This is a genomic window from Ectobacillus funiculus, from assembly GCF_004138295.1.
In the GTDB taxonomy this organism is placed as follows: Bacteria; Bacillota; Bacilli; order Bacillales; family Bacillaceae_G; genus Ectobacillus; species Ectobacillus funiculus.
The window spans coordinates 15,072-32,643 of sequence record NZ_SCFM01000012.1 but is presented as its reverse complement, the minus strand read 5'-3'; the positions used below and the strand labels follow the sequence as shown (position 1 = coordinate 32,643).

The window sequence follows — 17,572 nt, the reverse complement described above, 5'->3', positions numbered from 1 at the left end:
ATACGAGACTTAAAAAGGAGGAGTAAGGCATGAACAGTTTAGTAACGCAGGTGTTGCCACTTGTCTTAATGTTTGCGGTGTTTTATTTTCTATTAATCCGTCCGCAGCAAAAGCGTCAAAAGTCAGTAGCGCAAATGCAAAGCAGCTTGCAAAAGGGTGATCAAGTCATTACAATCGGCGGAATGCATGGCATCGTTGATTCTGTTACTGATACGACGCTTGTTCTAGTAGGAAGTGACGGATCTCGTTTAACGTTTGATCGCAATGCGGTACGTGAAGTGAAAAAGCAGCAAGCATAATAAAAAAACTTGGCATATAAAGTGCCAAGTTTTTTTGTTTCCAAATATATGTTTGGGGCGCTATTTAGCCTTCATAAGATGTCTGTTGTAGAGAAAGGGGCTCTCGGCGTAAATAACGAATCGCCAATCGGTGAGCTTTCCTTACTCCTTCTTTGCGGCATTTACTCCGAAAATGCCCCCGATCATGCTTGCGGCGATGAGACCAAGCTGGTACAGCATATTCTCACTTGAAAGCCCTTGTGAATGGCCCAGATAGTTGAAAAGAAAAACAAGAACAGAGTAGGCAACGCCTGTTGCCCCCCCAGCAAACCAGCCTCTGACTTTTGCTTTTAATCCCGAGATGAAGCCGGCAATAATCATAGAGATAATTGCAAGAATCATAATAGTAATTGCCAAATTGGCCTCATCTAGCTCTGTCATTTTCAGCAGCATAGCTATAATGAGACTTGTGAGCGCAGCTAACGCAAGAAGTGTTCCTAAACCAAACAGGACAGCTACTCCTAATCGTTTTGTCGATGACATGTGGATCCCTCCTTATAATACAAGCATATTGAATAACCTGCTGAGATAGACTAATTTCTAGTGAATGAGGAATGAAAAATTGCGTGATAGTTCTGCAAGCCTCGGGAAAGATAATAATGGAGTATGGCAGAAGAGGAGAATGAGAGTATGGGATGGCAAGAGCTTGAAATTGTCTGGAGGACTATCTTATTATACGGTGTTATTTTAGTAATTTTTCGCCTGATGGGCAAACGGGAAATTGGTGAACTGAGTGTGTTGGATTTGGTCGTCTTTATTATGCTTGGTGAGATTGCGATCATCGCGATTGAGGATAGGGAGAAGCCCCTTGTGGATCAAATTATTCCGATGGTGACCTTAATGCTCATTCAAATCACTCTGGCGTTAGTGTCAATAAAAAGTCAAAAATTGCGCAAACTTCTTGACGGAGAGCCCGTGATTTTAATTCGAGACGGAAAAATAGATGAACGGAAAATGCGCAAAAATCGCTATAACTTTGAGGATTTGCTTGTGCAGCTTCGCGAAAAAGACATTGGAGATCTACGCGACGTTGAATACGCCATTTTGGAACCATCCGGACGTTTGTCAGTGTTTCAAAAGCAACCCAACCCAAAAAGCCAAAAACAAAATCCGGTCTTTACATTTCCGCTTATCTTAGATGGGCTTGTTCAGTATGATAATTTATCCGAAATGAAAAAAACGGAGGTATGGCTCCGGCAACAGCTGCAGGAGCTTGGTTATCCGGATATTGGGGAAATTTCGTATTGCAGCTTTCAGGATGGAGAGTTTTTTGTGGATTTAATAGATAAATGAAACAGCCTCCATGCGCGGAGGCTGTTTCATTTTAGAAAGGATAGGTTGCGGAGTACTGGAATTCGGCGCAGTTCATCTTTTCGGATTAAACGAAATATCATGAGCAGCACAATGTATACTGCTGTTGTGACAACAATGGAGCACAGTGTCTGCATACCAAGTGAATCGGAAAAAGTCAGCTGCTCATGGCAGTAAAATCCAGTAAATCCGGCTAAGAAAATCGCAAGCATACCGTAGATATAATCCTTTGCATAGATGGTAAAGGTAATGCGTTTGAGCAAGGTTGCATAGTGCAGAATTGTTACGGTTGTAAGCCCGGCTACAATGGCTAACGCGAAGCCCATGATTTGAAAATCCGGACGCGAGGCAAGAACAAAGATAACAATGATTTTTACTACTGAGCCGATTAGACTGTTGATCATTGCTGTTTTTGCCATGTTTAATGCTTGTAAAACAGAAGCGAGCGGTCCTTGAAAGTAGTAAAAGATAAAACAAGGAGCGAGCACCTTTACAAACACCGCTGCATGATCGGAGTGATACATAAGCGTCATAATGGGAGAAGCAAATACGTACAAAATAATGACTGACCAGCCCCCAGAAATAAACGACAAGCGGAGTGCTTGCTGAAGCCGATACTCGACAAGCTGGTGCTGTTGTTTTGCCGCCGCCTCACTAATAGAGGGGACAAGCGATGTGGATAGGGCATATGTGATAAAGGACGGCAAAAATAAAAGTGGCAGCGCATAGCCGTTTAATTCCCCATATTGCCTTGTTGCAACCTCGGCGGTGACGCCTGCCATCGCCAAGCTTCGAGCGACAACAATGGGCTCTAAAAAATAGGAAACAGAACCGATAAAGCGGCTCCCAGTTGTCGGGAGGGCGACGGACATCAGTGAGCTGAGTGTATCCTTGCCGTTTTTCACCGTACGGAAAAAGTGAGAACGAACGGCAACGTGTTTTTCACGGTGAAACATAAACAGCATATACAAGAGGGAAGCTAGCTCGCCGATTACAGCTGAAACCATTGCGCCAGCCGCTGCGTACTCTACACCAAGATGCAAGAAAGCGCGTGTACAGACAGCAATTAAGGTAATGCGGACAATCTGTTCAATTACTTGTGCAAACGCGCCTGGCTTCATGTTTTGTTTTCCTTGGAAATAGCCGCGCAGTACGGAGGATACGGCAATAATTGGTACAACCGGCAAAATGGCTATGAGCGGATAGTAGGTCCGAGAATCTGTTAGAACGGTTTTAGAAAGAATCGGTGCCGCAACCATGAGAGCTGCCGTAATGACGACACTTAAGGTAAGCGTCACTGCAAGGGATACGGTTAACACCTTTTTAACCTTTTGCTGGTCTCCTATCGCTTCGGCTTCGGCAACGAGTTTAGCGATTGCGACAGGCAGACCGATTTGTGTAACGGTGATCGCTAAAATAAAAGTTGGAACGGCCATCATATACAGCCCGACTCCTTCTTCTCCCAAAATCCTTGCCATCACAATCCGATTTACGAAGCCGAGCACCCTTGTGACAAGACCAGCAATAATTAAGATTAACGTTCCGCGTAAAAAGCTTTGCTTCGTCATTTGTTTCCCACCTTCTCAAAAGCCATAGAATGATTTACAATAATTTATATGCGCTCGGTGGGGTCAAGCATGACAAGGTGTATATGTACAAGCTTTTTTATTGCCCTTTACTTAGCAAATGATTGCCTGTATATATGGCGTTGGGGGTCTAGAGAGGAGCTAGGCTAATATGATTTCTTAGCTAACCCCTTCGAATTATAACCTGTAGATTTGAGAGAGTGTGGTTCATTACTTTTTGGTACGAGTGAGTGCAGAAGGAATTGTCTTAGCATGATACAGTCCGTTGATCAGTTAGGTGAAGACACGCTGCCGGGTTCTACCCTAGCCCGCCGCTCTGCTGTGAGTGATGCGTTGTAACCGTTCCCTAGGTCAAGGGAACAAACAGGTGTATAACAGAATCTCTGGTTGACATGGTAATGGGGATGATACCCGAAAGGAGGACTTTTGATGACTGATAAGGAAGTTGGAATTGATGCTTATCGGCAGGAGCTTACCGTTGTGCTGCAAAGTAAGGTGGAGGAATTTCACATGCTCGGGTATGATCGCGTAACAGAGCAGGAAATATGGACATGTTTGAAGAGTAAAAAGTGGAAAAAGTTACCAGAAGAAATTAAAATCCATCAGCTTGTTAATGATGTTTTGACGCTCTCTACAAGTGACTACATGACATATTTAACGATGCAGGCATATAAGGCGCCGCTTTCGTCGTTTGAGGAGTATGAAAACAAATAACCATTCATTTGACAGGTATCTAGGCTTCTTTCTATAATGGTTTCGTATGAGAATGAGGAGGCAATCGACAGAAATGGCAAAACAAAGCAGAATTGTGGCTTTCTTTTTAATTGTGTTGCTCATTGGCGGCATCATCGGAGCGACAACAAAGAATATTACACAAGGTATCAATCTGGGACTCGATTTGCGCGGTGGCTTTGAGGTTTTATATGAGGTAAAGCCAGCGAAGGAAGGCGAGAAGCTGACGCGCAAGACATTGTTAAGTACGGTAGAGGCACTTGAAAAGCGTGTTAACGTTCTTGGTGTAAGCGAGCCGAACATTCAAATTGAAGGGAATGACCGCATCCGGGTACAGCTTGCTGGCGTGAAGGATCAAGCAAAGGCAAGATCGATTCTGGCAACCCAAGCCAAGCTGACATTCCGTGACATAAATGACAAGGTATTGATGGACGGAGCTGATTTAAAGGCGGGCGGTGCGAGTCAAACATTTGACGAGCAAGGAAAGCCAAGCGTAGCTCTTACTTTAAAGGATGCGGATAAGTTTAAAAGTGTAACGGAGCAAGTGCTTGCGATGAAGCCGGATAATTTAATGGTCATTTGGCTTGATTTTGAGGAAGGAAAGGATTCCTATAAAGCAGAGGCGGCAAAAGTAAAGCCGAAATACTTATCTGCAGCATCTGTTAATCAAGTATTTACCCAAACGGATGTATCAATCGTCGGAAACTTTACGGCAGCCGAAGCGAAGGAACTTGCAAACTTGTTAAATGCTGGAGCGTTGCCAGTTGAGCTCAAAGAGTTGTATTCTACATCTGTTGGAGCCAAGTATGGAGAAACTGCGTTGCAAAAAACAATCGTTGCCGGTGCAATTGGGATTGCTCTTGTTTTCTTGTTTATGATTGCCTATTACCGTCTTCCAGGACTCGTTGCGGTGATTATGTTAACATTGTATACATATATTACGCTCGTTACTTTTCATTGGATGCATGCCGTTTTGACGCTTCCGGGTATCGCGGCTCTTATACTCGGTGTCGGTATCGCTGTTGACGCGAACGTCATTACGGATGAGCGTTTTAAAGAAGAGCTGAAAATCGGAAAATCAGTGATGGCCGCGTATCGGGCTGGAAATAAGCATTCTTTTCTTACGATTTTGGATGCGCATATTACAACATTGCTAGCTGCTGTCGTTTTATTCGTATACGGCACAAGCTCGGTAAAAGGCTTTGCGACGAGTTTAATTGTCAGCCTTATTATTGGATTCGTTACAAATGTTGGGGGAACACGCCTATTATTAGGTCTCCTTGTAAAGAGCCGTTTATTTGATAAGAAGATAGGGTATTTTGGTGTAAAACGCCGGGATGTTATTTCTCTTTCAAAAGGTGTAGAGTATGCACCGACTAAATTTGATCGTATAGACTTTGTAAAAGTAGGAAATCGCTTTTTGATTTTCTCGATTGTAGCAGTTGTCGTAGGGATTATTGCTGTATCATTGTTCCGTTTAAATCTTAGTATCGACTTTTCAAGCGGAACGCGTATTGATGTGACAAGTAACAAAACAATTGTTGCTTCTGAACTGAAAGCGGACCTCCAAAAGCTGAATATTGATCCTGAGGATATCGTACTAACAGGTACGAAAAACGAAGGAGCAGCTGTGCGGACGCACGGGGTTCTTTCGAAGGAAGAGATTGCGGGACTGAAAGATGCAATAAAAAGCAAGTATGGAAATGAGCCGAATGTGAGTACTGTTTCACCAACAATCGGGAAGGAGATTGCACGCAATGCGTTAATTTCCGTGCTCATCGCATCGGTTGGTATCATTTTATACGTGAGCTTCCGTTTTCGTTTTACGTATGCAATATCTGCTGTGTTAGCACTCTTGCATGATGCCTTTTTCATCATTATGGTGTTCAGCATATTGCGCTTGGAAGTAGATTTACCGTTTATTGCAGCTGTACTAACAATTGTAGGTTATTCGATTAATGATTCTATCGTAACATTTGACCGAAATCGACAACTGTATAAAGAGAAAAAGAAGATTCGGTCTGCAGCTGACCTAGAGGATATTGTGAATATGAGTATCCGTCAAACGCTTGGACGTTCGATCAACACGGTATTAACGGTTCTTTTACCGGTTATCGCGTTATTGATTTTCGGAAGTGAATCTCTTCGTAACTTCTCATTAGCTTTGTTAATCGGACTAGTTGTTGGAACATATTCCTCGGTCTTCGTTGCTTCGCAAATTTGGCTGATTCTTGAGAAGAACCGTCTGAAGAAGGGCAGAACGAAAAGAGAACCGGAGCCAACATCAGACATACAGGTGTAGCAAAAAGGAAAACAGGGTGGCTATAACTGTTTTAAAAAGACGAGGTGTATCTGCGATAGGTAGAGAGCCTCGTCTTTTTTGCACTTTAAGACAGTATAAGTTTCTAGCTGGAAGACAATTCGACGTGGCGAGAAATGTTAGGAATACAGTATAGGGGCAACTACGCCTAAGAACAGGGCTCGCCAATCGGCGAGTTTTCTTTACAAGATAAGAAAGGATGACTGTTCGGGGTGATGTCTAGCTCCCAAGGCCCAAAATGTCAGACTCCAGGCTGAACCTCCGCAAAAGGCAAAAAGCGCCTTTTACTCTGGCTCACCCCTACGCTGCCATAAAAGGCGGGCCTTGTCTGCTTTTCTTACTGCTGTTAAATAAGGGTATTTGGCATTTCATTGTCACCTTATAACCGGTTTAGTATAATGAATGAATTGAGGGGTGATTTCGTTGTTACAACCGAAAACGCGTTGGAAACATATAAGAGGGAACGAGGAGTTGGCTCAGCAGTTAGCGCATAAGCTGCAGCTATCACCCGTTATTACCTCTTTATTAGTTCATAGGGGACTTCATACAGAAGAAGAGATTACAAGCTTTTTACATAGTGAACGGCAATCATTTTATGATCCGTTTCTGCTTAAAGATATGGAACGAGCTGTAGAGAGAATCCATCTAGCTGTCCAGAACGGAGAGCAAATTCTCGTATACGGTGATTACGATGCTGACGGTGTTAGCAGTACAACAGTTTTAATGCTTGCGCTTCTTGAGCTTGGTGCTGATGTGGAATTTTATATCCCCAACCGATTTACCGAGGGATACGGACCAAATGAGGGGGCGTTTCGCTGGGCGCAGCAAGCTGGTTTTTCATTAATTATTACAGTTGATACAGGTATTTCTGCTGTTAATGAGGCAAGGCTCGCAAAGGAGCTTGGTATTGATTTGATTATTACTGATCACCATGAGCCGCCGCCAGAGCTTCCTGATGCATACGCGATTATTCATCCAAGACTTGGAGGGGGCATGTATCCATTTGGCGAATTGGCCGGTGTCGGAGTTGCGTTTAAGGTGGCGCACGCTTTGCTTGGCAGGGTTCCAGAGCACTTACTGGATATTGCGGTGATTGGTACAATTGCCGATCTTGTTCCACTGCATGATGAAAACCGTTTGCTTGTGATTCGCGGTTTGGAAAAGCTGCAGCATACGAAGCGCCCTGGATTGCTTGCTTTATTTCAGGTGGCCAATGTCCAACAGCATGCGGCGAATGAGGAAAGCGTCGGATTTTCAATTGCCCCTCGTATTAACGCAGTCGGCCGGCTAGAGGACGCAGCTCCAGCTGTTCACCTTCTCCTATCAGAGGATAGGGAAGAAGCGTTGGAGCTCGCACAAGAGATTGATAGCTTGAACAAGCTGCGTCAGGATATTGTACAGGAAATTGCGGCAGAGGCTATTGAAATGGTGGAGGAGCACTATCCTCCGGAAACAAACCATGTACTTGTTCTCGCAAAAGAAGGATGGAATGTTGGCGTTATTGGCATTGTTGCATCACGGCTTGTAGAACGTTTTTACCGACCGGTCATTATTCTTGGTGTCGATAGCGTAAAGAAAATTGCGAAGGGCTCAGCACGCAGCATTGAAGGCTTTGACTTATTTGCCAATCTATCTGATTGCCGCGATATTCTGCCACACTTTGGCGGGCACCCTATGGCAGCAGGGATGACACTTGATATGGACCATGTGGATGAGCTAAGAAGACGGCTTAATGAACTGGCAGCAGAGCAGCTTTCAATGCAGGATTTGATGCCCGTTAAGACTGTTGATGCGGTGTGTCGTCTTGAAGACATTACGCTGCCTGTGATAGAGGAGATACAGCAGCTGGCGCCGTTTGGGGCTGGCAATCCGAAGCCGCGTATCCAAGTGGAGAATGTATCACTTGAGAGCATAAAACCAATTGGTTCGGACGGTTCTCATCTAAAGGTTATGTTTACAAATGGCCAGGCTCGTCTCGATGGCATTGGTTTTGGCTTAGGTCCATTGGCGGAGCACATCTCGCCGGCGGCACGCGTTTCTGCCATTGGGGAGCTGTCGATTAATGAATGGAATAATTTCCGAAAGCCGCAAGTGATCATTCAGGATATTGCGGTTACAGAGTGGCAGCTATTTGACTGGCGCAGCATGCGCGGGTTTGAGAAGCAGCTTGCAACGCTGCCAAGCCAGTGTCTTAACATCTTGTATTTTGATGAACTGTCCTTGGAAAAGCTGCCTCAGGACTATAAGCGCTATGCTATATCTGCTGATGCACCCGACATCCAGTCAGGTATTTTACAAGGGCAGTACGTGGTGCTCTTAGACTTGCCCTCCTCGCTTGAGCAGTTGCGTAATGTACTAGCATATGGCTTTCCGGCCCGCGTTTATGCAGTGTTGCTCAGCGATGCGGATCATACGTTCAGCACGGTCCCAACCCGTGATCATTTTAAATGGTTTTATGCTTTTCTTCGGCAGAAATCTCCATTTTCTCTCGTGCAACACGGAGAGGAGCTATGCCGGTACAAGGGTTGGTCAAAAGACACAGTAAATTTTATGACACAGGTGTTTTTTGAACTTGAATTTGTTACAATAAAAGATGGTGTCATTTTTCTATCTCATTTGACTGAGAAACGCGACTTAACAGAGTCTAAAACATATCGGAAGAAATTCGAACAATTACAGGTGGAAAAAGAATTAGTATATTCTGCTTATCAGCAGTTAAAAGAAATGTTGGAAACGATTCGGAACGATTCTTTTGTACACAAGGAGGCTTAGTATGGATTTTAAGAAGTATATTGCAATCGTCCCTGATTATCCGAAGGAAGGAATTGTGTTTAAGGACATTTCTCCTTTAATGAATGATGGTGAAGCGTACAAGGCGGCAACAGATGCGATTGTTGAGTTTGCGAAGGAAAAGGAAATCGACTTGATTGTTGGACCGGAGGCGCGTGGTTTCATCATCGGTTGCCCTGTTGCTTATGCGCTTGGAATTGGTTTCGCGCCAGTTCGTAAGGAAGGGAAGCTTCCACGTGAAGTGGTAAAAGTAGAATACGGAAAAGAATATGGCAAAGATGTATTAACGATTCACAAAGATGCTATTCAGCCAGGACAACGTATTCTGATCACGGATGATTTGCTTGCGACAGGTGGAACAATTGAAGCAACAATTAAGCTTGTTGAAGAGCTGGGCGGCGTAGTAGCAGGGATTGCATTCCTTGTAGAGCTTACGTATTTAGATGGCCGTGATAAATTAGATGGCTACGATGTATTAACATTGATGCAATATTAATTGTATAGCGGCTTGTGCCCGTTTTTATAAATTTGCAGAAGGAAACGTTGCAAAAGCTTTTGTTTTATACCATGCAGTATGATGGTTCCTTTCGCGAGGTGGCCCAAAAGAGGGATAGTTCCCCCTTTTTTGGGTCACCTCCTTTTTCTATATAGGAAGTCAGGAAGGATTTACTATCCTCTTGTTTTTCACCTGTTTCAACAAGTGAGTTATAATGTTACAATATAGAATAATTCTTTTTAATAGATTGAAACTGGGAAATTCGCCCAAGAGCGGAGCTCGCCAATCGGCGAGTTTTCTTTACACTGTAAAAAAGCATAAATTTCCAGCTCGAGGTGAATTCGACGTAGTCGGAAATTTTAGGAATACAGTATAAGTGCAACTACGCCTCTGTCTTCGCCCAAAAGGCGGGGCTCGCCAATCGGCGAGTTTTCTTTAAAAATAAATAATTTATACTATAAAGGTGATTCCATGGCAAATGAACAAGTGCTAACGGCTGAACAAGTACTGCACAAGGCTGCTCAATATTTAAGCGGCCAAGATTTGGGAATCGTGGAGCGCGCATATGAGTTTGCTCGGGAAGCCCATCGTGAGCAATATCGTAAATCAGGGGAGCCGTACATTATCCATCCTATTCAGGTGGCTGGCATTCTCGTGGATTTAAGAATGGACCCGGCAACTGTATCTGCAGGCTTTTTGCACGATGTTGTAGAGGATACAAGTGTAACATTAGAGGATATGGAACGTGCGTTTACAAAAGAGATTGCGATGCTTGTAGACGGCGTTACAAAGCTCGGTAAAATTAAATATAAATCACAAGAGGAGCAACAGGCGGAAAATCATCGGAAAATGTTTGTTGCTATGGCGCAAGATATGCGCGTAATTTTGATTAAGCTGGCTGACCGCTTGCATAATATGCGGACGCTGAAGCATTTGCCGCAGGAAAAGCAGCAGCGTATTGCTAATGAAACATTAGAGATTTTTGCGCCGCTCGCACACCGCCTTGGGATTAGCACAATCAAATGGGAGCTTGAGGACACATCTCTTCGCTATTTAAACCCACAACAATACTACCGTATCGTGAATTTAATGAAGCGTAAGCGCGCCGAACGGGAAGAGTATTTAGGAGAGGTTATGGACGAAATCCGTGAAAAGCTCAGCGATGTGACAATCAGTGCAGAACTCTCTGGACGTCCAAAGCATATTTATAGCATTTATCGCAAGATGGTCATGCAGAACAAGCAATTTAATGAGATTTATGACTTGCTGGCGGTTCGTGTTATTGTAAATAGCATTAAAGATTGCTATGCGGTGCTAGGAATTATTCATACTTGCTGGAAGCCAATGCCAGGAAGGTTTAAGGATTATATTGCGATGCCTAAGGCAAATTTCTACCAATCACTTCATACGACGGTCATCGGACCGAAGGGGGATCCGCTGGAGGTGCAAATCCGAACAAAGGAAATGCACGAAATTGCGGAATTTGGGATTGCCGCCCATTGGGCATACAAGGAAGGAAAAACCCTTCAGGCTGACCACGAGACACTGGAGAAAAAGCTGTCTTGGTTCCCGCAAATCTTAGAATGGCAAAAGGATGCATCCAATGCTGAGGAGTTTATGGAGTCGTTAAAGCTCGACCTTTTCTCGGATATGGTGTTCGTCTTTACACCAAAAGGGGATGTGCTGGAACTGCCGCTTGGATCGGTGCCAATCGACTTTGCGTATCGCATTCACTCGGAAATCGGTAATAAAACAATTGGCGCGAAGGTAAACGGAAAGATGGTTCCGCTTGATTATAAGCTGAAGACGGGTGATATTATCGAAATTATGACGTCCAAGCATTCGTATGGTCCAAGTCAGGACTGGGTGAAGCTTGCGCAAACGTCACATGCGAAAAATAAAATTCGTCAATTTTTCAAAAAGCAGCGCCGGGATGAAAATGTTGAAAAAGGGAAAGAGTTAATTGAAAAGGAGCTTAGAGGCTTAGATTACGATATGAAGGAAGTACTTAGCTCTGAAAATCTCAAGCGAGTTGCCGAGAAATTCAATTTCCCCAATGAAGAAGAAATGTATGCGGCCGTGGGATATAACGGCATTACCGCAGCACAAATTGTTACGCGCTTAACCGATAAATTCCGTAAGAAGAAGGAAGAAGCACAGCTTCTCGATGATGCGGTGGCTGATGCGAAAACGCAGCCGATGAAGATTAAGCGTCGTGATACGGGTATTAAGGTAAGCGGGGTAGACAATCTTCTTATCCGTGTATCGAAATGCTGTAACCCAGTGCCAGGAGACGATATTATCGGTTATATTACAAAGGGCCGTGGTGTATCAGTTCATCGAGCCGACTGTGTAAATACGCAGACGGATGAGGCAAAGGATCGATTGCTTGAGGTAGAATGGGAAATCAGCCCGCAGAGAGAGCTTGAATATAATGTTGATCTTGAAATTTCAGGCTTTGATAGAAGAGGGCTTTTAAATGAAGTGCTGCAAGCGGTAAATGAGATGAAAACAAATATTTCTGCTGTCTCAGGACGGAGCGACCGTAATAAAATGGCCATTATTCATATGTCCATCGCTATTCATAACGTAAATCATCTGCAAAAGATTGTGGAACGGATTAAGCAGGTGCGCGATGTGTACGCAGTGCGAAGATTGATGCATTAAAGGAGTATGTAATATGAGAGTAGTAGTACAAAGATCAAAAGAAGCTTCCGTAACAGTAGATGGTCAAGTTGTTGGACAAATTCCTTTCGGCTTGACTCTGCTTGTTGGCATTACGCATGAGGATACAGAGACAGATTGTGCTTATCTTGCTGACAAGATTGCAAATTTGCGTATTTTTGAGGATGAGAGCGGAAAGATGAACGTCTCGGTTCGGGATATTGGCGGCTACATTTTATCAGTTTCACAATTTACGTTATATGGGGACTGCAGAAAGGGGCGTCGCCCGAATTTCATAGAAGCAGCAAGGCCGGAGCATGCGCAGATTATGTACGAAGCCTTTAATGAGGAGCTTCGTAAGCAAGGCCTGCATGTCGAGACAGGTATATTTGGTGCCATGATGGACGTGCGTTTGCTCAATGATGGACCAGTTACACTGATTATGGAAAGTAAATAAAAGAAATGTCCCTTGTGAGCTAAGACAGGTCGTATTTTTCTTTACACTGTAAGAAAGTATAAATTTCCAGCTAGGGGTGAATTTGACGCAGTTGGAAATTTTAGAAATACAGTGTAAGTAGGGCTACGCCTCTGTCTTCGCCGAAGGGCGTGGCTCGCCAATCGGCGAGTTTTCTTTACACTGTAAGACAGTATAAATTTCCAGCTAGGGGTGAATTCGATGTAGTGGGAAATTTTAGGAGTACAGTATAAGTGCAACTACGCCTCTGTCTTCGCCGAAGGGCACGGCTCGCCAATCGGCGAGTTTTCTTTAATTTAAGGGATAAATGTCCCTTTTTTGTGGGTAAACTGAAGTAAGAAAACCCACGAAAAAGGAGAAAAACTATATGCGTATGAATGAAAGCGGGAGGAATGCAGCAAATAGTGCCAATCAAATGCTGCATATGAATTTCCAGGATTTTTCCTCTAAGGAACAGAATACAGTTTCTATGGAGCTTGCTTCAGAATTTGGCGTCTCCTTACAGGATGTAAAAAAACTGAAGAAGCATTTTAATCGTCGCTAAAGGTCTTGACAATAGCACAGAAGAACACGTATATTTATAAGCAAATTGATTTTTCATAACTACATATGGAAAAAACCGATGATGGAGAAAAGTAGGTAAGAGTACACATGAACAGAGAGGAAATGCCTTGGCTGGGAGCATTTCTCATGATGACTTATTGAAGGAACACTCCGTAGGTTTCACTCTGAACAGCCAAGGGCTCAGTAGGAGCTGAACGTTTGAGGCGTTAACAAAAAGTGGAAGCGTAAAAGCTTCAATTAGGGTGGCACCACGGGTATAAGACTCTCGTCCCTACGTTATGTAGGGAGGGGGGTCTTTTTTATTTTGAAAATAGGAGGACTATCAGCATGTCGATTCAAATTCCAAGAGGAACGCAAGACATTCTTCCAGGTACGGTCGAGCTGTGGCAATATATCGAAACGCAAGCGCGGGAGATTTGCCGCCGTTATAACTATAAAGAAATTCGGACTCCGATTTTTGAGCATACGGAATTATTTTTACGCAGCGTGGGAGATACGACAGATATCGTTCAAAAGGAAATGTACACATTCACAGATCGCGGCGAGAGAAGTCTAACGCTGCGCCCTGAGGGTACGGCAGCAGTTGTTCGCTCGTATGTGGAACATAAAATGTATGGCGATGCAGCGCAGCCGACAAAGCTGTTTTATATCGGACCGATGTTTCGTTACGAAAGACCGCAATCAGGCAGATACCGTCAGTTTGTACAGTTCGGGATTGAAGCGCTCGGCAGCAATGATCCGGCGATTGATGCCGAGGTTATTGCGCTTGCAATGGAATTTTATAAGAGCTTAGGCTTAAAACATGTCAAGCTTGTGCTCAATTCCTTAGGCGATCAGGAGAGCAGAAAAGCTCATCGTGAGGCATTGGTAAACCATTTTGCGCCGCGCATTCATGAATTTTGCTCAGATTGTCAAGCCCGCCTAGAAAAGAATCCGCTTCGCATTTTAGATTGCAAAAAGGATCGCGGCCATGAATTGATGAGTACAGCACCGTCCATCACGGAATACTTAAACGAAGGTTCACAGCAATACTATGAGAAGGTGCAGCAGCTTCTGACAATGATGAATATTCCGTTTGAAAAGGATCCGAATCTTGTGCGGGGTTTAGATTACTATCAGCATACAGTATTCGAGATTATGAGCGAGGCAGAGGGCTTTGGCGCTATCACAACATTAAGCGGCGGCGGGCGCTACAATGGCCTTGTTCAGGAGGTTGGCGGTCCGGAAACACCAGGGATTGGTTTTGCGTTAAGTATTGAGCGCTTATTGATGGCGCTTGAGGCTGAGAGCATTACGCTCCCGGTTTCACAAAGCATTGATTGCTATGTAGTCGCGCTTGGAGAGCAAGCGAAGGATTATGCAGCAAAGCTTGTGTTTGAGCTGCGGAAGGCAGGGGTAACGGCCGAGAAGGATTATCTTGACCGTAAAGTAAAAGCGCAGTTTAAGGCAGCTGACCGTGTGCAAGCGAAATATGTGGCTGTGCTTGGTGAAAATGAACTTGAGCGCAGCGTAATTAATATTAAAGATATGAGCACCGGCGAACAAGAGGAAGCCGCTCTCGATACATTTGTTTCATACGTAGCAGAAAAGGTGTTATAGGAGGAGAAAGAAATGTCTGAAAGAACGCATCATTGCGGAGAAGTAACATTACAAGATGTTGGTAAGCAAGTACAGCTAAAAGGTTGGGTACAAAAACGCAGAGACTTCGGTGATTTGATCTTTATCGATCTTCGTGACCGTACGGGGATTGTGCAAATTGTCTTTACGCCAGAAAGCTCAAAGGAAGCACTGCAATTAGCAGATGCGGTGCGTAACGAATATGTTTTGGATGTAAAAGGTCTTGTGGTAGAACGTGACCCAGAAACAATCAATCCTAACATAGCGACAGGTAAAATTGAAGTAAAGGTTACAGAGCTAAATGTATTAAATAGCGCAAAAACACCACCGTTTGCGATTTCTGATCAAGTAGATGTGGCGGAGGATGTACGTTTAAAATATCGTTATCTTGACCTGCGTCGCCCTGTTATGTTCGAGACGCTTAAAATGCGCCATCGAGTTACAACGACGATGCGTAATTTCTTAGACAAAGAGGGCTTCCTTGATGTAGAAACGCCAATTTTAACGAAAAGCACACCAGAGGGAGCTCGCGACTATTTAGTGCCGAGCCGTGTACATCCAGGTGAGTTTTACGCATTGCCGCAATCACCGCAAATCTTTAAGCAGCTTCTGATGGTAGGCGGCTTCGAGCGCTATTATCAAGTAGCGCGCTGTTTCCGTGACGAAGATTTGCGTGCGGATCGCCAGCCTGAGTTTACGCAAGTCGATATTGAAATGTCTTTCTTAACACAGGATGAGCTTCTTGGCATGATGGAGCAGATGATGACGCTTGTGATGCAAGAGGCGAAGGGACTTGATATTCAAACGCCATTCCCGCGCATGACCTATGACGAGGCGATGAATCGTTTTGGTTCAGACAAACCGGATACGCGCTTTGCTTTAGAGCTGACAGACCTATCAGAATTTGCAGCTAACTGCGGATTTAAAGTGTTCTCGAGTGCAGTACAAAGCGGAGGACAAGTAAAAGCGTTAAACGCAAAAGGAGCAGCAGATAAATATTCCCGTAAAGATATTGATGCGTTAACGGACTTTGTAAAAATTTACGGTGCAAAGGGTCTTGCATGGCTGAAGGTGGAAGAGAGCGGCTTGGTAGGACCAATTGCAAAATTCTTTAACGAAGAAGAAAGTGCAACAATGGTTCAATTGCTAGAAGGAGAAGTAGGCGACGTATTCTTCTTCGTAGGCGACAAGAAGAACATCGTAGCTGACAGCTTAGGAGCACTTCGCGTGAAGCTAGGAAAAGAGCTTGGTTTAATCGACGAAAGCAAATTTAACTTCCTTTGGGTGACAGATTGGCCGCTTCTTGAATTTGATGAGGAGGCAGGACGTTACTTTGCGGCGCATCATCCTTTTACAATGCCAGTACGTGAAGACCTTCCGCTTCTTGACAGCAACCCAGGTAAGGTACGTGCGCAGGCATATGACCTTGTGCTTAATGGTTATGAACTTGGCGGTGGTTCACTGCGTATTTACGAGCGTGATGTGCAAGAAAAAATGTTCCAAATGCTAGGGTTTACACAGGAAGAAGCACAGGAGCAATTCGGCTTCTTGCTTGAAGCATTTGACTACGGCACGCCTCCGCACGGCGGAATTGCGTTAGGACTAGACCGCTTAGTTATGCTGCTTGCAGGCCGCACAAATCTTCGTGATACGATTGCATTCCCGAAAACAGCAAGCGCAAGCTGCTTGTTAACAGATGCACCAGGCGAAGTTGCAACAGCACAGTTAAATGAGCTTCATTTACAGCTGAAGCTGAAGTAATAAGCTATGAGAAGAATCCTATGTGGGTATACTAGACTCACATAGGATTTTTTTGGGAAATATATAGCATTTTTCTATATAGCAATTGAATACATAAGAAATGACTTTTTCATTAGGAGTGTGTAATATGCTGCATCAATTTTCACGCAATGAGCTTGCCTTTGGAAAAGAAGGCTTAGAGATATTACGAAATACAACCGTTGCAGTCCTTGGTATTGGTGGTGTCGGCTCCTTTGCCGCAGAAGCGTTAGCACGTTCTGGTGTGGGACGTTTGATTTTAGTTGATAAAGACGTAGTAGATATCACGAATGTGAATCGTCAAATACATGCGCTCTTATCAACAGTGGGACAGCCAAAAGCTGATTTAATGAAAGCGCGTATTGCTGACATCAACCCAGAATGTGAGGTTCATGCACTGCGTATGTTTTATACTGATGAAACGTACGAGCAGTTTTTCTCATATGGTCTTGATTTTGTTATCGATGCATCTGACACGATTTCTTATAAGATTCATCTTATCAAACAATGCTTGCGCCGAAAAATTCCAATTATCTCAAGTATGGGAGCAGCAAACAAAATGGATCCAACGCGCTTCCAAATTGCCGATATTTCCAAAACACATACCGATCCAATTGCGAAGGTTGTGCGCACGAGACTTCGAAAAGAAGGTATTAAAAAGGGTGTGAAGGTTGTGTTCTCGGATGAAAGCCCGATTGTTATTCGGGAGGAGGTTCGTCAGGAAATTGTGCCGGATGATACAACGAAAATTCGCAAGGCGAAAATGCCGCCTTCCTCAAATGCGTTTGTACCGTCTGTCGCTGGTCTCATTACAGCAAGCTATGTCGTGCGCGAGAGGCTGAAGGGTGTAAAGCTAGATCGGGTAGGGCAGGAGTGAACTGCTCACCACCTCATCGCTAA

The 17,572-nt window shown here is 44.1% G+C and carries 14 protein-coding genes and 1 other annotated feature; of the genes, 12 read left to right on the top strand and 2 right to left on the bottom strand.

Annotation, left to right across the window (positions count from 1 at the left end; all coding sequences use genetic code 11):
• Positions 1–29: 29 nt before the first annotated feature.
• Positions 30–299 carry a preprotein translocase subunit YajC gene (gene yajC / locus EP737_RS09220; RefSeq protein ID WP_129727686.1) on the top strand — a complete coding sequence of 90 codons (270 nt, stop codon included), beginning with the start codon at positions 30–32 and terminating at the stop codon, positions 297–299.
• Between the two features lie 141 nt (positions 300–440).
• Here the strand turns inward: yajC and EP737_RS09215 are convergent, their stop codons facing one another.
• Positions 441–821: a TIGR04086 family membrane protein gene (locus EP737_RS09215; protein ID WP_129727685.1), complete on the bottom strand. Its 381-nt coding sequence runs from the start codon at positions 819–821 to the stop codon at positions 441–443.
• A gap of 147 nt (positions 822–968) precedes the next feature.
• Here EP737_RS09215 and EP737_RS09210 point away from each other — a divergent pair, with 147 nt between their 5' ends.
• Positions 969–1,631, top strand: coding sequence for a DUF421 domain-containing protein (locus EP737_RS09210; protein WP_246040213.1), 663 nt, complete (start codon positions 969–971; stop codon positions 1,629–1,631).
• A 26-nt stretch (positions 1,632–1,657) separates the two neighbouring features.
• Here the strand turns inward: EP737_RS09210 and spoVB are convergent, their stop codons facing one another.
• Complete coding sequence (gene spoVB / locus EP737_RS09205) at positions 1,658–3,217, bottom strand: stage V sporulation protein B (RefSeq protein ID WP_129727683.1); 1,560 nt, start codon at positions 3,215–3,217, stop codon at positions 1,658–1,660.
• A 447-nt stretch (positions 3,218–3,664) separates the two neighbouring features.
• Between spoVB and EP737_RS09200 the strand changes: the two genes are divergently transcribed.
• The 10 genes from EP737_RS09200 (at position 3,665) to EP737_RS09160 (ending at position 17,549) form a co-directional block, all read left to right on the top strand.
• Positions 3,665–3,949 (top strand): post-transcriptional regulator, encoded by a 285-nt coding sequence (locus EP737_RS09200; RefSeq protein ID WP_129727682.1) that lies wholly within the window; start codon positions 3,665–3,667, stop codon positions 3,947–3,949.
• Between the two features lie 73 nt (positions 3,950–4,022).
• Positions 4,023–6,269 carry a protein translocase subunit SecDF gene (gene secDF / locus EP737_RS09195; protein WP_129727681.1) on the top strand — a complete coding sequence of 749 codons (2,247 nt, stop codon included), beginning with the start codon at positions 4,023–4,025 and terminating at the stop codon, positions 6,267–6,269.
• 441 nt (positions 6,270–6,710) lie between these two features.
• Positions 6,711–9,059 (top strand): single-stranded-DNA-specific exonuclease RecJ, encoded by a 2,349-nt coding sequence (gene recJ / locus EP737_RS09190; RefSeq protein WP_129727680.1) that lies wholly within the window; start codon positions 6,711–6,713, stop codon positions 9,057–9,059.
• Position 9,060: 1 nt separating this feature from the next.
• Positions 9,061–9,573: an adenine phosphoribosyltransferase gene (locus tag EP737_RS09185; RefSeq protein WP_129727679.1), complete on the top strand. Its 513-nt coding sequence runs from the start codon at positions 9,061–9,063 to the stop codon at positions 9,571–9,573.
• A 471-nt stretch (positions 9,574–10,044) separates the two neighbouring features.
• Complete coding sequence (locus EP737_RS09180) at positions 10,045–12,240, top strand: RelA/SpoT family protein (protein ID WP_129727678.1); 2,196 nt, start codon at positions 10,045–10,047, stop codon at positions 12,238–12,240.
• Between the two features lie 13 nt (positions 12,241–12,253).
• Entirely contained in the window at positions 12,254–12,694 is a 441-nt protein-coding gene (gene dtd / locus EP737_RS09175) for a D-aminoacyl-tRNA deacylase (protein ID WP_129727677.1), read from the top strand.
• A 385-nt stretch (positions 12,695–13,079) separates the two neighbouring features.
• Complete coding sequence (locus EP737_RS25500) at positions 13,080–13,256, top strand: hypothetical protein (protein WP_165350734.1); 177 nt, start codon at positions 13,080–13,082, stop codon at positions 13,254–13,256.
• A gap of 69 nt (positions 13,257–13,325) precedes the next feature.
• Positions 13,326–13,552: a binding site (T-box leader), on the top strand.
• A gap of 51 nt (positions 13,553–13,603) precedes the next feature.
• Positions 13,604–14,875 carry a histidine--tRNA ligase gene (gene hisS / locus EP737_RS09170; protein ID WP_129727676.1) on the top strand — a complete coding sequence of 424 codons (1,272 nt, stop codon included), beginning with the start codon at positions 13,604–13,606 and terminating at the stop codon, positions 14,873–14,875.
• Between the two features lie 12 nt (positions 14,876–14,887).
• Complete coding sequence (gene aspS, locus EP737_RS09165; protein WP_129727675.1) at positions 14,888–16,654, top strand: aspartate--tRNA ligase; 1,767 nt, start codon at positions 14,888–14,890, stop codon at positions 16,652–16,654.
• A 127-nt stretch (positions 16,655–16,781) separates the two neighbouring features.
• The gene (locus EP737_RS09160) at positions 16,782–17,549 is read left to right on the top strand and encodes a tRNA threonylcarbamoyladenosine dehydratase (RefSeq protein ID WP_129727674.1); all 768 of its coding nucleotides are present in this window, start codon (positions 16,782–16,784) and stop codon (positions 17,547–17,549) included.
• Positions 17,550–17,572: the final 23 nt, after the last annotated feature.

Coding starts and splice junctions, on each gene's coding strand:
- yajC (WP_129727686.1), top strand. CDS start 30: ATGAACAGTTTAGTAACGCAGGTGTTGCCACTTGTCTTAATGTTTGCG.
- EP737_RS09215 (WP_129727685.1), bottom strand. CDS start 821: ATGTCATCGACAAAACGATTAGGAGTAGCTGTCCTGTTTGGTTTAGGA.
- EP737_RS09210 (WP_246040213.1), top strand. CDS start 969: ATGGGATGGCAAGAGCTTGAAATTGTCTGGAGGACTATCTTATTATAC.
- spoVB (WP_129727683.1), bottom strand. CDS start 3,217: ATGACGAAGCAAAGCTTTTTACGCGGAACGTTAATCTTAATTATTGCT.
- EP737_RS09200 (WP_129727682.1), top strand. CDS start 3,665: ATGACTGATAAGGAAGTTGGAATTGATGCTTATCGGCAGGAGCTTACC.
- secDF (WP_129727681.1), top strand. CDS start 4,023: ATGGCAAAACAAAGCAGAATTGTGGCTTTCTTTTTAATTGTGTTGCTC.
- EP737_RS09185 (WP_129727679.1), top strand. CDS start 9,061: ATGGATTTTAAGAAGTATATTGCAATCGTCCCTGATTATCCGAAGGAA.
- EP737_RS09180 (WP_129727678.1), top strand. CDS start 10,045: ATGGCAAATGAACAAGTGCTAACGGCTGAACAAGTACTGCACAAGGCT.
- dtd (WP_129727677.1), top strand. CDS start 12,254: ATGAGAGTAGTAGTACAAAGATCAAAAGAAGCTTCCGTAACAGTAGAT.
- EP737_RS25500 (WP_165350734.1), top strand. CDS start 13,080: ATGCGTATGAATGAAAGCGGGAGGAATGCAGCAAATAGTGCCAATCAA.
- hisS (WP_129727676.1), top strand. CDS start 13,604: ATGTCGATTCAAATTCCAAGAGGAACGCAAGACATTCTTCCAGGTACG.
- aspS (WP_129727675.1), top strand. CDS start 14,888: ATGTCTGAAAGAACGCATCATTGCGGAGAAGTAACATTACAAGATGTT.
- EP737_RS09160 (WP_129727674.1), top strand. CDS start 16,782: ATGCTGCATCAATTTTCACGCAATGAGCTTGCCTTTGGAAAAGAAGGC.